Here is a 13,225-nt window from a genome sequence, read left to right on the forward strand (position 1 = left end):
CCGGCATCACTCGCGAACCGGCATTCCGGCGCTTGCGATTCCCGATTCTCGATTCTCTATTCACAAGCATCAATAGACGCGCTTCTTCGGCGGCACCACTTCCACGTCGTCCGTGAGCGTGTACATGTGCACGGGGCGGTAGTCGATGTGGGTGGTGCCGTCCTCGGCCACCGAGCACAGGGTGTGCTTCTGCCACTGGGCGTCGTCGCGCTCGGGGAAGTCCTCGCGGGCGTGGGCGCCGCGCGACTCGGTGCGGTTCTCCGCCGAGACGATGGTCGCCAGCGCCTGCCCCAGCAGGTTCGACAGTTCGTAGGTCTCCACCAGGTCGGAGTTCCAGACCAGCGAGCGGTCGCTGACCTTGACGTCGGCGAACGAGGCATGGATCTCGCGGATCTTGCGAACGCCATCGGCCAGGGTCTCGCCGGTGCGGAACACCGCGGCGTCGGCCTGCATGGTGCGCTGCATCTTGTCGCGGATGACCGCGGTGGGCGTGTCGCCGTTCGCGTTGCGCAGCTTGTCCAGGCGTGCGATCGCCTCGTCGCAGGCATCGCCGGCCAGGCGCGCCTGCGCGCCGTCGGCCTTGACCGTCTCGGCGGCGCGATTGGCGACCGCGCGGCCGAAGACCACCAGGTCGAGCAGCGAGTTGGAACCCAGGCGGTTGGCGCCGTGGACCGAGACGCAGGCGGCCTCGCCGATCGCATACAGGCCCGGCACGACTTCGTCGGGGTTGCCGTTCTTCAACTGAACGACTTCGCCGTGGTAGTTGGTCGGGATGCCGCCCATGTTGTAGTGGACCGTCGGGATGACCGGGATCGGCTCCTTCTCGACGTCGACGCCGGCGAAGATGCGCGCGGATTCCGCGATGCCCGGCAGCTTCTCGTGGATGACCTCGGGCCCGAGGTGGGTGAGGTCGAGCAGGATGTGGTCCTTGTGCTCGCCGACGCCGCGCCCCTCGCGGATCTCGATGGTCATCGAGCGGCTGACCATGTCGCGCGGGGCCAGGTCCTTGACGCTGGGCGCGTAGCGCTCCATGAAGCGTTCGCCGTTGCTGTTGCGCAGGATGCCGCCTTCGCCACGGACGCCCTCGGTGATCAGGCAGCCCGCACCGTAGATGCCGGTCGGGTGGAACTGCACGAACTCCATGTCCTGCAGCGACAGGCCCGCGCGCAGCACCATGCCGCCGCCATCGCCGGTGCAGGTGTGGGCGGAGGTCGCCGAGAAGTAGGCGCGGCCGTAGCCGCCGGTCGCCAGCACCGTGCCCTGGGCCTTGAACAGGTGCAGCTCGCCGGTGGACAGGTCGAGCGCGAGCACGCCACGGCAGCTGCCGTCGGCGTCCATGATCAGGTCCAGCGCGAAGTATTCGATGAAGAACTGCGCGTCGTGCGCCAGCGACTGCTGGTACAGGGTGTGCAGGATGGCATGGCCGGTGCGGTCGGCCGCGGCACAGGTGCGCTGCGCCGGCGGGCCCTCGCCGTAGCGGGTCGTCATGCCGCCGAACGGTCGCTGGTAGATGCGGCCGTCGTCGGTGCGCGAGAACGGCACGCCGTAGTGCTCCAACTCGACGATCGCCGGGATCGCCTCCTTGCACATGTATTCGATGGCGTCCTGGTCGCCCAGCCAGTCCGAGCCCTTGATGGTGTCGAAGTAGTGGTAGCGCCAGTCGTCCTCGCCCATGTTCGCCAGCGCCGCGGCGACGCCACCCTGGGCGGCGACCGTGTGCGAGCGGGTCGGGAACACTTTGGTGATGCAGGCGGTCTTCAGCCCCTTCTGGGCCAGGCCGAAGGTGGCGCGCAGGCCGGCGCCGCCGGCGCCGACGACCACCATGTCGAAGCTGTGTTCATGGATCTTGTAGGCAGGCATGTGTGCTTATCCCAGCGCGATGCGGATGACGGCGAGCACGCTGGCAATGGCCGCGAGAACGCAGATGAAACGGACGGCGAGTTGCGCGACGACGGCCACGCCGCCGTGCACGTAGTCCTCGATCACCACCTGCAGGCCGAGCTGCGCATGCCAGAACATCGCCAGCAGGAAAGCGACCAGGACGACCGCGTTGAAGGGGCTGGCGACCGCGGCGCGCGCGGCGGCGTAGTCGCCCTGGCCGGCAAGGCCGACCAGCAGGCCCAGCACGTACAGGCCGAGCAGCACCAGGGCCACCGCGGTGATGCGCTGGACGATGAAGTGGTGCGTGCCGTCCTTCGCCGAGCCCAGGCCGCGGGCGGTCTTGAGCGGGTTGCGCAGGTTGTCGGGGCGGTTCATGCCGCACCCCGCAGGGTCATGGCCACGATCCAGACCAGGGCGGTCAGCGCCAGGCTGCCGAACACGCTGGTCCAGCTGCTGCGCACGAAGCTGGCGATCCGGTAGCCATAGCCCGCGTCCTGCACCAGGTGGCGAATGCCGTTGAGCAGGTGGTAGGCGAACGCCCAGCTCCAGCCGAAGAGCACGAGGAAGCCCAGGGGCGAGGTCGCGCAGGCGACCACCGAGGCCCATTGTGCCGGACCGGCGGCCAGGGCCAGCAGGGCCCAGGCGAACAGCAGTGCGCCGACGGCGAGGATGATGCCGGTGGCCCGGTGCAGGATGGAGGAGACCATCTGGACCTGCCAGCGGTACACCTGCAGATGGGGGGACAAGGGTCGTTGGGGGTTCGCCATGAGCGTTATGGCATCTCGGCTGGGCGGCGGCGCCGCGTGGCGGAAGGGAGCATCGGACGGATGTAAGGACTGTACGGCGGCGGGTCAGAAGTCGATGCAGCGACCGTTCTTTTCCCAGTCGCCGTAGCGCGTGGGCTCTGGACCGTCCCGCCCCCCGATCTCGGTCGCCCGCGAGTGCCCTTCTTCGGGCACCCCGGCCGGCGCCTGGGGCGCTTCGGGGAGGGGTTCGGGGGTCGTTTCGCCTATCATCACAGCCTTCAAGCTTAATTCCCGGCCCCATGTCTGACAACCCACGACCCCATTCTGGCGCGTTTCTTGCTTTGCCCGGACACCGGCTCCTGCGCATCACCGGGCCCGACGCGACGGCGTTCGCCCAGGCCCAGTTCATGAACGACGTCGGCGCGCTCGCGGACGGCCAGTGGCAGTGGAACGGCTGGCTGACGCCCAAGGGACGCGTCGTCGCCCTGTTCGCGCTCGTGCGCCTGGATGCGCAGACCCTGTGGCTGCTGCTGCCCGACGCGGACCCGAACGCCTTCTCCGAGCAGCTGCGCCGGTTCGTCTTCCGTTCCAAGATGGCGCTGGACATGGCGGACGCGCTGTGCGTGTCGGGCGGCTTCCAGGCACCGGCCTCGGCACGGGGCGCGCACACCGCCCGCCTGCCCGACGGCGACCTGGAGCTGGACATGGGCGGCGATGGCGGGCCGAGGACACTGCGCATCGGCGCCGCCCCGGCGTCGGCCGGAGACGCCACCGCGGCCTGGCGCGACGCCGACCTGGCCCATGGCCTGCCGCGCCTGGACGCCTCGCAGGCGAGCCAGTGGACGCCGCAGCAGCTGTCGCTCGAGCGCCTGCGCGCCTTCAGCGTGAAGAAGGGCTGCTACCCCGGCCAGGAGATCGTCGCCCGTACCCACTTCCTGGGCAAGGCCAAACGGGGGCTCGCCGCCTACCGCGCCGGCGCGGCGGTGGCCACGGGGGCCGCGATAGGCGATGGCGAACGCGAGATCGGCACCGTGGTCTCGGTGTCCAGCGACGGCCACGGCTGCCTTGCCGTGGTGCCGCTGGAGGGCGGCCCGGCGCCCCGCCTGCGCGCGGGCACGCTCGACCTCGAGCCGGTCGCGCTGCGCGACGGCCTCGGGCGCTGACGCCGCGACCGGCTCAGGCCAGCGCGGCGGCGGCTTCGACGATCGCTTCTTCCGAAGGAATCACAGCGAAGGCGGCGCCGGCGAGCGGGGTGAAGGTATCCGCACCGGCCACGCGCCCATAGGGACGACCGCCGAAGCCGCCCTCGATGATGGCGGTGACGATGCCCTCCCCGACGCCGCCGCTGCGGCGCCCTTCGTCGACGACCAGTATGCGTTTGGCGCTGCGTGCCTGCTCGCGGATGTAGTCGACGTTCAGCGGCACCAGCCAGCGCAGGTCGACGACCCGGCACTTCCAGCCGTGCGTGGCCTCGATCGCCCGTGCCGCGCGCAGGCTCATCGGCACGCCGTTGCCGTAGGTGAACACCACCAGGTCCTCGTGGCCTTCGCCGTACACGCGGCCCTCGCCCAGCACCATCGCCTCGCCGGGCGGCGGATACGCGGTCAGCCAACCGCCATCGCCGGCCTCATGCAGGTCCTTGGTCATGTACAGCGCGATCGGCTCGAGGAAGATCGACACCCGCCCGTCGACCTTCGACAGCGCCACGAGGGTGCGCAGCATGGTCGCCGCGTCGTCGCCTCGCGAGGGGCAGCCGACCACCAGCCCGGGGATGTCGCGCAGCGCGGTGATCGAATTGTCGTTGTGGAAATGGCCGCCGAAGCCGCGCTGGTAGCCCAGGCCTGCCACGCGCACGACCATCGGGTTGGCGTACTGGTTGTTGCTGAAGAACTGCAGGCTGGCGGCCTCGCCGCGGATCTGGTCGCAGGCGTTGTGGAAGTACGCCAGGTACTGGATCTCCGGGATCGGCAGCATGCCCATGTTGGCGAAGCCCTGCGCCATGCCCAGGATCATCGTCTCGTCGAGGAGCGTGTTGAACACCCGGCGGGGACCGAACGCCTTCTGCAGGCCCTTGGTGACGGTGTAGACGCCGCCCTTCTGCGCCACGTCCTCGCCGAACAGCAAGGTCTCGGGATACTTGGCGAAGACGTCGTGCAGGGCGTTGTTGATCTGGATCGCCATGTGGCGTGGCGCCTGCCGTTCGGGCAGGCGCGACTCGCCCCCGAACACGGCCTCGCGGCGTCCGGCCTCGCCGGTCCGGCGCGCCTCGGCCATCACCGCGCCGGGCGAATACGGCGCCAGGGGGGCCACCACCTCGTCCAGGCGCTCGAGCTTGGGCCGGCGGTCGGCTTCTTCGGCCGCGGCGAAGCAACGCCGGCGCGTGGCTTCGTACAGGGCCAGCACGTCGTCCTTCGACATCAGGCCCGACTCGAGCGCGATCGCGGCCGAGCGCAGCAGGGGGTCGCCCGCCTCCACCCGGCACAGCTCGTCGATCGAACGCCACTCGATCTCGAAGTCGGTGCCCGCGTGGCCCATCAGGCGCTGGGTGCGCAGGTGCAGGAACGTCGGGCGGCGGGTCTGCCGGCAATGATCGACGGCGCGCTGGACGTCGCCGTAGCCCGAAGCCAGGTCGAGGCCATCGGCGGCGAAGTAATCCAGGCCGTCCATGCGGTTGAAGCGGTTGCCGATCCAGCCGCCCGGCGTCTTGACCGAGATACCGATGCCGTTGTCCTCGCAGACGAACAGGACCGGCGCCGGAAGCTTCTGGTAAGCCGTCCACGCCGCGGCGTTGAACGCGGTCTGCGCGGTGGCATGGTTGGCCGAGGCATCGCCGAAGGAGCAGATCGCGATGCTGTCGTCCGGCACCGGGAGGGCGTGGCCGAGGCGACGGCCGGCCTCGATCGCGATCGCCGTGCCCAGGGCCTTGGGCAGGTGCGAGGCGATGGTCGAGGTCTGCGGCAATACCCACAGGGGCTTGCTGCCCCAGACCTTGTGGCGGCCGCCACTGGCCGGGTCGTCCTTGCTTGCGGCGAACGACAGGGCCGAGTCCATCACCGGGTCCATGCCCGGCAACTTGCGGAAACGCTCGGCCATGAAACCGCCCGAGCGGTAGTGCAGGAAGGCCGGATCGGTGTGTCGCGTCAGCCGCGCGACCATCGCGTTGCCCTCGTGCCCGGACGAGCCGATGGTGTAGAAGACCTTGTTCTGCACCCGCAGGACGCGCGCCATCAGGTCCAGGTGGCGGCTGACCAGCTGCGACTCGAACAGTTCGCGAAACCCGCGGGCATCGAGTGCGCTGCCCGGCAGGATGGCCTCGCCCGGTGCGGGGGCGGCATCGCGGCGGCCCTGCCAGTCGTTCACGAACTGGCTGAAGTTGACGTCGCAGATCTCCGCGCGGTTGAGGCCCTTCATGCGGGCGGGAATCGGGTTGGGAACGGTGGCGAACATGGATGGATGGGCTCCGCCCCGCCGGTCGCGGGGCACTTGGATTCGAAGGGGTCAGCCGGCCGCCAGGGAGCGTGCGATGCGCTCGGCGGCGCGCGCGTCGGGCGCGGGCATCGGGACGAAACCGGGGGTCGCGCGCACGCGATCGCACCAGGCTTCGATGGCCGGGTACGGCGACAGCGCGATGCCGCCCTCGCCCGCCACGTGGGTGTAGGCATGCAAGGCGATGTCGGCGATCCCGTACGCGGGACCGGTGAACCAGTCCTGCCCGCCCAGGTGGCGTTCCATCACCGCCAGCGCCTCGTGGGCGCGGCGGCGCAGGCCGGGAAGCTCGGCGCGCCGCGGCGAGTCCAGTTCGGTCCAGCCGCAGATGAAGCGGGCCACCGCGACATAGGGCTCGTGGCTGTACTGCTCGAAGAACATCCAGCTCAGCGCCTGGGCGCGCTGCCACGGGTCGTCGGGCAGGAACACGCTGCCCTCGGCCAGCCAGTGCAGGATCGCGTTGGACTCGACCAGGACGCGGCCATCCTCGAGCTCGAGCATCGGCACCTTGCCGTTGGGGTTCTTCACCAGGTAGGCGGGCGTGCGGGTTGCCCCGTTCGCGCTGTCGGTCTCGACCCATCGATACGGACGGTCCAGCTGCGCGAGCAGCAGGCGCAGCTTGTGGCAGTTGCCGGAGGGCGAGAATCCGTGGACGGTGATCACGGCGCTGCCTTCGCGCGACGTTCGCGCCAGGCCTCGCGGCTCTGCCCCCACAGGTCGGCCTCGTGCGTGTCCAGCGGCGGCGGTAGCGCCGCCTTGCCCAGCCGGGTCGACCCCAGCCGCACGGCGACCTGCTGCGATGCGGTGTTCGCCGGGGCGATGCAGTGGATCACCTCGGTCCAGTCCAGCGTGTCGAAGGCCCAGTCGATGGCCGCCTCGCAGGCTTCGGTCGCGTAGCCGCGTCCCCGGGCGTCGGGGTGGAAGGCGTAGCCGACCTCGGTGCCGGGCCAGCCATCGGGCTGCCAGGGCCCGGCCTGGCCCACCCAGCGCCCGCTGGCCTTCTCGACCACCGAGAACATCCCGAACCCCTGGAGCATCCACGCCCCGGGCATCTGCAGGAAGCGCCGCCACGCGTCGCCGCGCAACAGGGGTCCACCGATGTGGCGCGCGCTTTCGTCCCCGAACAGCTCCGCATAGCGCTCGAAATCCCCGGCCTGCGGCAAGCGCAGGACCAGGCGCCCGGTTTCGATGACCGGTGCGCCGCCAATCTCCAATGCCACGTTCAATCCTCCCATCCCAAACGTGCCGCCCGTCGACATTGCGTCAGAACGCGCTGATACCGGTGAGCTCGCGACCGATGACCAGCTGGTGCACGGTTTCGGTGCCCTCGTAGGTGATCACCGACTCCAGGTTCAGGGCATGGCGGATCGCGGAATGCTCGGTGGTGATGCCGGCGCCGCCGAGCAGGTCGCGGCATTCGCGCGCGATGTCGATGGCCATGCGGCAGTTGTTCCACTTCGCCAGCGACACCTGCTGCGGCTGCATGGTGCCGGCGTCCTTCAGCCGTCCCAGCTGCAGCACCAGCAACTGCGCCAGGGTGATGCGGCGCGCCATCTCGGCGAGCTTGATCTGCGCGCTCTGCGTGGCCGCGACCGGCCGGTCGAACAGGATCCGCTCCTTGGAGTAGTTGAGCGCCTCGTCCAGGCAGGCGATGGCCGCGCCGATCGGGCCCCAGGTGATGCCGTAGCGCGCCTGCGTCAGGCAGCCGAGCGGGCCCTTGAGGCCTTTGACATTGGGCAGGCGGTTGGCGTCGGGCACGCGTACGTTGTCGAAGAACAGCGAGCTGGTCACCGACGCGCGCAGGCTCATCTTGTGCTTGATCTCCTGCGCGGCGAAGCCGTCCATGCCCTTCTCGACGATGAAGCCCTGGATGCCGTCCTCCGTCTGCGCCCAGACGATGGCGATGTCGGCCAGGTTGCCGTTCGTGATCCACATCTTGGAGCCGTTGAGGATCCAGTCGTCGCCGTCGCGCCGGGCCTGGGTCTTCATGTTGGCCGGGTCGGAACCGCCGTGGGGTTCGGTCAGGCCGAAGCAGCCGATGACCTTGCCCGCGGCCATGTCGGGCAGCCAGCGCTTGCGCTGCTCCTCCGAGCCATAGGCGTAGATGGGGTACATGCACAGCGAGGACTGCACCGAGACGAAGCTGCGGATGCCCGAGTCGCCGCGCTCGAGCTCCTGGCAGATCAGGCCGTAGCTGACCGCATTGAGGCCGGCGCAACCGTATTCCTCCGGAAGCGAGGAGCCCAGCAGCCCCAGCTCGGCGATCTCGGCGACGAGCTCCCGGGGAAAGCGCGCCTGGTCGAAGGCGTCGCCGATGATCGGCAGCACCCGTTCGTCGGTGAAGCGCGCCACCGTGTCCTGTACCGCGCGCTCCTCCTCGGTCAGCAGGGATCGGACGTCGAACAGGTCGTAGGGCTGCAGGGCCATGGTGCGCTCGCGAAGGAAAGGGACCGGCATTGTATCGGCGCCCCGGCGCGAGCGGCACCCCGGGCCGATGCCCCGGACGGGCGGTGATACGGCACGGTACGGAGCGCCGCAGCCCGGACGTGGCGCCGCGCCCGTGCCCGGGACCGGCGCAACGAAAAAGGGGCCGGACGGGCCGGCCCCTCGAGTTGCAGCAGTGGCGACGGATCAGCCGCGCGCGACGGGATCGCTGGCGTCGGCGGTCTGGGTCACGACCTTGCCATCGATGACCGGAAGACGGTCGCCCGGGCGCTCGTCCATGCGGATCTTGCTCTCCTGGCCGTCGTAGCGATAGGTCACGTCGTAGGCGACGACCGTGTCCTCGTTGCCGAGCAGGATGCGCTCGCCCGGCTTGCTACCCAGGCGCTTGGTGCCGGTGCTGCCATCGGGCGCCTTGTAGGTGACGTCATAGCCGACCACGCGGCTGGTGTTGGACGTGTCGGTCACGGTGCGGCACTGCCGGTCGGTGCGCTCGACCACCTGCCCGCCGACGTGGTTGCGGTCGATGCGGTTGCCGATGTAGCCACCGGCCGCGGCACCCGCCGCGGTGGCGACCTTGCGGCCGTTGCCGCCGCCGACCTGGTTGCCGATGACGCCACCGATGATGGCGCCGGCCACGGTCCCGCCGACGTTGCCGTCGCGCTCGGGCATGCGCTCCTGGACCACGACGTCCTCGCAGACTTCGCGCGGGGTCGAGGTGGAGCTGGTCTCGCGGACCGCGTCCGTGCTCAGGACCGCGGCGTAGAGCGGCTGCTTCTCGGTGATGGGCTGGACATCGACCACGTCGGCGTACTCCACGCCACCGATGGCGTTGTCCTCACGATCGCCGAACAGGCCGGTGTCGGCGCCCTCGGCATCGAGCGAGACCTCTTCCACCCGGTCGTCGCCGGAGAAGCTGTTGTACGCCGCGACGGCGATGCCGCCTACCAGCAGGGACGCCAGTGCAACTGCCAACATGCTCTTGTTCATCAGGGGCCTCCATTAGGAACGGGAATGATTCCCGCACTTCGTCTTGACCGTGATTCGACCACTTCCAAGCTGAACAAGCACCTATTTTTTTGCCCGACGAGCGCCAAATGTGAACGCAGGCAAAAAGCTGCCCCCGAATCCTTGTGATAGCGTCCACAGAATCCGATATCACCGGCATGGCCATGGCGACTTCCCTGCTCTCCCCGCTCTTCCGATTCGTCGAGAAGCTCAGCTACCCGAAGCTGTTCCTGGTGACGGCGGCGGTGTTCGTCGTCGACTTGTTCGTCCCCGACATGGTGCCCTTCGCCGACGAACTGCTGCTGGGCCTGGCCACGCTGCTGCTGTCGCGCAAGCGCAAGGACCGCGGCGTCACCCTCGACGCCGACCGCGGCTGAGCAGGGCAACGCGGTGCTGGTCGACAGCCACTGTCACCTCGATGCCCCGCGTTTCGATGCCGACCGCGACGCGGTGATCGCGCGGGCGCGCGCCGCCGGCGTGACGCGGCAGGTGGTGCCGGCGGTGACGGCCGCATCCTGGTCCGGGCTGCGCGACGCCTGTCGGCGCGCGCCGGGCCTGTACCCGGCCTACGGCCTGCATCCGATGTTCATGGATGCCCACGAGCCGGCCGATCTCGAACGCCTCGCGCGATGGCTGCAGACCGAGCAGGCGGTCGCCGTCGGCGAGTGCGGCCTGGATTTCTTCGTCGATGGCTTCGACGCCGACGCCCAGTCCTTCTACTTCGACGGCCAGTTGCGCCTGGCCCGCGACCTGGATCTGCCGCTGATCATCCACGCGCGCAAGGCGGTGGACGCGGCGATGGCGGCGATCCGCCGCTTCGCTCCGCTGCGCGGCGTCGTCCACAGCTTTTCCGGGAGCCTGGACCAGGCCCGGCGCCTGCACGACATGGGCTTCCTGATCGGCCTCGGCGGCCCGGTCACCCACGAGCGCGCGCGGCGCCTCCGGCGAGTCGCGGCCGAGGTCGACATCGACAGCCTGCTGGTCGAGACCGACGCACCGGACCAGCCCGATGCCGGCATCCGCGGCGAACGCAACGAACCCGCGCGCCTGCCCTACGTGGTCGAGGCGATCGCTCGCCTGCGCGGGATGGCGCCCGAGGCCCTGGCCGACGCCACCGCCCGCAACGCCGAACGCCTGTTCGGCCTGCCGCCCGCCTGACCCGGCGATCGGGGTTCAGCCGACCGGGCGCGACCTGAGCAGCAGATCGATCGCCTTGCCCACGGCCGCGAACGCGAACGCACCGGTGACATGCGTGGCCGCGCCCAGGCCGCCGCCGCAGTCGAGCTTGAAACCCGCCTCGCCGTCCACTTTCGGCCGCACCCCGCACACGCTTCCGTCGGGCTGGGGGTACTGGACGTTCTCGAGCGAGTACACCGCGGCGACGCTGAAGTACCGCGAGGGGCTGCGCGGGAAATTGAACTCGGCGCGCAGTTTCTTGCGGATCAGCGCCAGCATCGCATCGTGTTCGGTGCGCGACAGGTCGCGCACGCGCACCAGCGTCGTGTCGGTCCGGCCGCCGGCCGAGCCCACCACCACCAGGGGCAGCTTGCGTCGCCGGCACCAGGCGATCAGTTCGACCTTGCTCCGGAAGCTGTCGCAGGCGTCCACCACCAGGTCGAAGCCCGGCTCCAGCAGTTCGGCGACGTTGCCGGCGGTCAGGAAGCGCGCCACCGGATCCACCAAGATCGACGGATTGATCGCCCGGCAGCGCTCGGCCATGGCATCGACCTTGTTGCGGCCGTACTGGCCCGCGAGCGCCGGCAGCTGGCGGTTGGTGTTGGACACGCATACATCGTCCGCGTCCACCAGCGTGAGGTGGCCGATACCGGTGCGCGCCAGCGCCTCGGCCACCCACGAACCCACGCCGCCCATGCCGATGACGGCGACCCGGCAACGCGAGAAATGCGCGACCGCGCCCTGTCCGTACAGCCGGTCGATGCCGGCGAAGCGTTCGAGCCAGCCGGTGTCGAGCCCGGCACTCGTGGCGGCGGCTTGTGGCGTGGCGATGGGATCGGGTGTCGACATGTGGCTGGGCATGGGGATCATTCTATTGCGTCCCCGTGGCCACCACATGCCGGCGTGATATCGTGCCGAGGACATCCCCGGAGGCCAGGCCATGAACGACCCCCAGCCCAACGACACCGCGGCCAAGAAGCCGACCGGCAACGCGCAGAAATTCCTCTTCATGCTCATCCTCGGCCTGGTGCTGGGCGCGATCGCGACGGTCATGGCGATGCGAGCGCTGCAGGCGCGCAAGGACCACTTCCCCGACAGCGTCATGCAGGTGCAGCAGTGGCACCTGGCCCAGCTGCGTTCCAACGTCGAGCACAGCCGTTGCAGTGCGACCGACACCATCCCGCACATCAAGACCCTGCGCGAGATGGCCAACGACCTGGAGCCGGCCTTCCCCGACCTGCGCGACGACGAGCGCTTCGTCAAGGCCGCCAGCGGCATGCGCGCCGCGCTGGACACCGCGCTCGGCAGCCCGCCCCTCAACTGCCCGGGCGTGGAGAAGCTGGTCGCCGACGTGGGCGGCGCATGCAAGGCCTGCCACCAGGATTTTCGCTGAGCCGTCATCCCGCTGAACGCTTCCCGGAGGCGTTGACGACGCATTCATGATCGCTTTCCTAGCGTGGGCTGCACGTGGTCGACGACGACCACCCCACCCCACGCAGGAGAGTCCCTGATGAACCGATTGAACCTTCGCATGGCCGGCCTGGTGGCCGCGAGCGCGCTCGCCGTGACCGGTTGCGCCACATCCGGATACGGTTCGGCCGGCGCGGGCTACGGCAGCACCTCGCCGGGCTACGGCTACGGCGCGCAGCCGGCCAATTGCGCCGACTGCGGCGTGATCACCCGGATCGATCCGATCAAGACCGGTACCGCCCCCAACGCCACTGGCGCGATCCTCGGCGGCCTGGTCGGCGCCGTGGCCGGCCGCGAACTGGCCGACGACGAAAGCAAGGGCCGCCAGAACACCGCCACCGTGGCCGGTGCGGCCGCGGGCGCGGTCGCCGGCAATGCCGTGCAGAACTCGGTGCAGACCAAGTACGAGGTCTATGTCCGCATGAGCGACGGCCGCACCAACCGCATCACGATGAACAACGTGGTCGGCCTGCAGGTCGGCGAGCAGGTCCGCGTCAGCAACGGCCGGATCATCGGCAGCTGACGCGAGTCGCCGCGACGCCCCCATGCAGCACGGGCGGAAAGCCATCGCGGCGACTTCCTGAACGGGCCGGTTCCCGGCCCAAAAAGAAACCCGGCCAATGGCCGGGTTTCTCTTGCATCCTGTTTCGCGGGCGTCGCCGCCGCGAGCGGACAAGATGGATTACAGCGGCTCGACGGCGTCGGCCTGCAGGCCCTTCTGGCCCTGGACGACGGTGAAAGAGACCTTCTGGCCTTCCTGCAGGCTCTTGAAGCCCTGGGTCTGGATGGCGCGGAAGTGCACGAACACGTCTTCGCCGTTCTCGCGGCTGATGAAGCCGAAGCCCTTGGCATCGTTGAACCACTTGACGGTACCGGTTTCGCGGTCGGACATTTTGACTTGCTCCTTGGAACGTTGACGGGGACATCGCGGTTGCGAAGTGCTGGTTGCAAGGAGGAAGCGAGGTGCAACGATGTAGCGGATCATTGGATCAACCGCATCGGGCCACGATTCACGG

At 69.5% G+C, this 13,225-nt stretch carries 16 protein-coding genes; 5 read left to right on the top strand and 11 right to left on the bottom strand.

Features of this window, described 5'->3' with window-relative positions:
- Positions 1-69 precede the first annotated feature (69 nt).
- The 4 genes from sdhA to H4F98_RS02450 form a co-directional block, all read right to left on the bottom strand.
- Positions 70-1,860: a succinate dehydrogenase flavoprotein subunit gene (gene sdhA, locus H4F98_RS02435; protein WP_182685069.1), complete on the bottom strand. Its 1,791-nt coding sequence runs from the start codon at positions 1,858-1,860 to the stop codon at positions 70-72.
- Positions 1,861-1,866: 6 nt separating this feature from the next.
- Positions 1,867-2,256, bottom strand: coding sequence for a succinate dehydrogenase, hydrophobic membrane anchor protein (sdhD, locus tag H4F98_RS02440; protein WP_141517916.1), 390 nt, complete (start codon positions 2,254-2,256; stop codon positions 1,867-1,869).
- Complete coding sequence (gene sdhC / locus H4F98_RS02445; RefSeq protein WP_182685070.1) at positions 2,253-2,648, bottom strand: succinate dehydrogenase, cytochrome b556 subunit; 396 nt, start codon at positions 2,646-2,648, stop codon at positions 2,253-2,255. Before sdhC ends, sdhD begins: the two co-directional genes overlap by 4 nt.
- A gap of 84 nt (positions 2,649-2,732) precedes the next feature.
- Positions 2,733-2,897 (bottom strand): DUF1674 domain-containing protein, encoded by a 165-nt coding sequence (locus tag H4F98_RS02450; RefSeq protein WP_182685071.1) that lies wholly within the window; start codon positions 2,895-2,897, stop codon positions 2,733-2,735.
- A gap of 29 nt (positions 2,898-2,926) precedes the next feature.
- Here H4F98_RS02450 and ygfZ point away from each other — a divergent pair, with 29 nt between their 5' ends.
- Positions 2,927-3,790 (top strand): CAF17-like 4Fe-4S cluster assembly/insertion protein YgfZ, encoded by an 864-nt coding sequence (gene ygfZ, locus H4F98_RS02455; protein WP_182685072.1) that lies wholly within the window; start codon positions 2,927-2,929, stop codon positions 3,788-3,790.
- Positions 3,791-3,803: 13 nt separating this feature from the next.
- On the opposite strand, the gene H4F98_RS02460 is transcribed toward ygfZ, so the two are convergent.
- From H4F98_RS02460 to H4F98_RS02480, 5 genes are all read right to left on the bottom strand, one after another.
- Positions 3,804-6,074 carry a thiamine pyrophosphate-dependent enzyme gene (locus tag H4F98_RS02460; RefSeq protein WP_182685073.1) on the bottom strand — a complete coding sequence of 757 codons (2,271 nt, stop codon included), beginning with the start codon at positions 6,072-6,074 and terminating at the stop codon, positions 3,804-3,806.
- A gap of 51 nt (positions 6,075-6,125) precedes the next feature.
- The gene (locus H4F98_RS02465) at positions 6,126-6,773 is read right to left on the bottom strand and encodes a glutathione S-transferase N-terminal domain-containing protein (protein ID WP_182685216.1); all 648 of its coding nucleotides are present in this window, start codon (positions 6,771-6,773) and stop codon (positions 6,126-6,128) included.
- Positions 6,773-7,333 (bottom strand): GNAT family N-acetyltransferase, encoded by a 561-nt coding sequence (locus H4F98_RS02470; protein ID WP_343064713.1) that lies wholly within the window; start codon positions 7,331-7,333, stop codon positions 6,773-6,775. The genes H4F98_RS02465 and H4F98_RS02470 overlap by 1 nt, the downstream gene beginning before the upstream one ends.
- A 43-nt stretch (positions 7,334-7,376) precedes the next feature.
- On the bottom strand, positions 7,377-8,540 hold the full coding sequence (locus H4F98_RS02475) for an acyl-CoA dehydrogenase family protein (RefSeq protein WP_182685075.1): 1,164 nt from the start codon (positions 8,538-8,540) through the stop codon (positions 7,377-7,379).
- 204 nt (positions 8,541-8,744) lie between these two features.
- The gene (locus H4F98_RS02480; RefSeq protein ID WP_182685076.1) at positions 8,745-9,545 is read right to left on the bottom strand and encodes a glycine zipper 2TM domain-containing protein; all 801 of its coding nucleotides are present in this window, start codon (positions 9,543-9,545) and stop codon (positions 8,745-8,747) included.
- 182 nt (positions 9,546-9,727) lie between these two features.
- Between H4F98_RS02480 and H4F98_RS02485 the strand changes: the two genes are divergently transcribed.
- Both H4F98_RS02485 and H4F98_RS02490 read left to right on the top strand, forming a co-directional pair.
- Positions 9,728-9,940 (top strand): DUF6116 family protein, encoded by a 213-nt coding sequence (locus tag H4F98_RS02485; RefSeq protein WP_182685077.1) that lies wholly within the window; start codon positions 9,728-9,730, stop codon positions 9,938-9,940.
- A gap of 16 nt (positions 9,941-9,956) precedes the next feature.
- Entirely contained in the window at positions 9,957-10,721 is a 765-nt protein-coding gene (locus H4F98_RS02490) for a TatD family hydrolase (RefSeq protein ID WP_182685217.1), read from the top strand.
- Positions 10,722-10,736: 15 nt separating this feature from the next.
- On the opposite strand, the gene H4F98_RS02495 is transcribed toward H4F98_RS02490, so the two are convergent.
- The gene (locus tag H4F98_RS02495; RefSeq protein WP_425487560.1) at positions 10,737-11,600 is read right to left on the bottom strand and encodes a tRNA threonylcarbamoyladenosine dehydratase; all 864 of its coding nucleotides are present in this window, start codon (positions 11,598-11,600) and stop codon (positions 10,737-10,739) included.
- Positions 11,601-11,679: 79 nt separating this feature from the next.
- Here H4F98_RS02495 and H4F98_RS02500 point away from each other — a divergent pair, with 79 nt between their 5' ends.
- On the top strand, positions 11,680-12,132 hold the full coding sequence (locus H4F98_RS02500) for a hypothetical protein (RefSeq protein ID WP_182685078.1): 453 nt from the start codon (positions 11,680-11,682) through the stop codon (positions 12,130-12,132).
- Between the two features lie 117 nt (positions 12,133-12,249).
- On the top strand, positions 12,250-12,732 hold the full coding sequence (locus H4F98_RS02505) for a glycine zipper 2TM domain-containing protein (RefSeq protein WP_246372762.1): 483 nt from the start codon (positions 12,250-12,252) through the stop codon (positions 12,730-12,732).
- Positions 12,733-12,891: 159 nt separating this feature from the next.
- Here the strand turns inward: H4F98_RS02505 and H4F98_RS02510 are convergent, their stop codons facing one another.
- Entirely contained in the window at positions 12,892-13,101 is a 210-nt protein-coding gene (locus tag H4F98_RS02510; protein ID WP_141518587.1) for a cold-shock protein, read from the bottom strand.
- Positions 13,102-13,225 lie beyond the last annotated feature (124 nt).

The organism is Marilutibacter spongiae, assembly GCF_014145325.1.
Taxonomy (GTDB): domain Bacteria; phylum Pseudomonadota; class Gammaproteobacteria; order Xanthomonadales; family Xanthomonadaceae; genus Marilutibacter; species Marilutibacter spongiae.

Excerpts from the sequence above, each read along its gene's own strand:
- sdhA (WP_182685069.1), bottom strand. The coding sequence starts at position 1,860 with ATGCCTGCCTACAAGATCCATGAACACAGCTTCGACATGGTGGTCGTC.
- sdhD (WP_141517916.1), bottom strand. The coding sequence starts at position 2,256 with ATGAACCGCCCCGACAACCTGCGCAACCCGCTCAAGACCGCCCGCGGC.
- sdhC (WP_182685070.1), bottom strand. The coding sequence starts at position 2,648 with ATGGCGAACCCCCAACGACCCTTGTCCCCCCATCTGCAGGTGTACCGC.
- H4F98_RS02450 (WP_182685071.1), bottom strand. The coding sequence starts at position 2,897 with ATGATAGGCGAAACGACCCCCGAACCCCTCCCCGAAGCGCCCCAGGCG.
- ygfZ (WP_182685072.1), top strand. The coding sequence starts at position 2,927 with ATGTCTGACAACCCACGACCCCATTCTGGCGCGTTTCTTGCTTTGCCC.
- H4F98_RS02460 (WP_182685073.1), bottom strand. The coding sequence starts at position 6,074 with ATGTTCGCCACCGTTCCCAACCCGATTCCCGCCCGCATGAAGGGCCTC.
- H4F98_RS02475 (WP_182685075.1), bottom strand. The coding sequence starts at position 8,540 with ATGGCCCTGCAGCCCTACGACCTGTTCGACGTCCGATCCCTGCTGACC.
- H4F98_RS02480 (WP_182685076.1), bottom strand. The coding sequence starts at position 9,545 with ATGAACAAGAGCATGTTGGCAGTTGCACTGGCGTCCCTGCTGGTAGGC.
- H4F98_RS02485 (WP_182685077.1), top strand. The coding sequence starts at position 9,728 with ATGGCGACTTCCCTGCTCTCCCCGCTCTTCCGATTCGTCGAGAAGCTC.
- H4F98_RS02495 (WP_425487560.1), bottom strand. The coding sequence starts at position 11,600 with ATGCCCAGCCACATGTCGACACCCGATCCCATCGCCACGCCACAAGCC.
- H4F98_RS02500 (WP_182685078.1), top strand. The coding sequence starts at position 11,680 with ATGAACGACCCCCAGCCCAACGACACCGCGGCCAAGAAGCCGACCGGC.
- H4F98_RS02505 (WP_246372762.1), top strand. The coding sequence starts at position 12,250 with ATGAACCGATTGAACCTTCGCATGGCCGGCCTGGTGGCCGCGAGCGCG.
- H4F98_RS02510 (WP_141518587.1), bottom strand. The coding sequence starts at position 13,101 with ATGTCCGACCGCGAAACCGGTACCGTCAAGTGGTTCAACGATGCCAAG.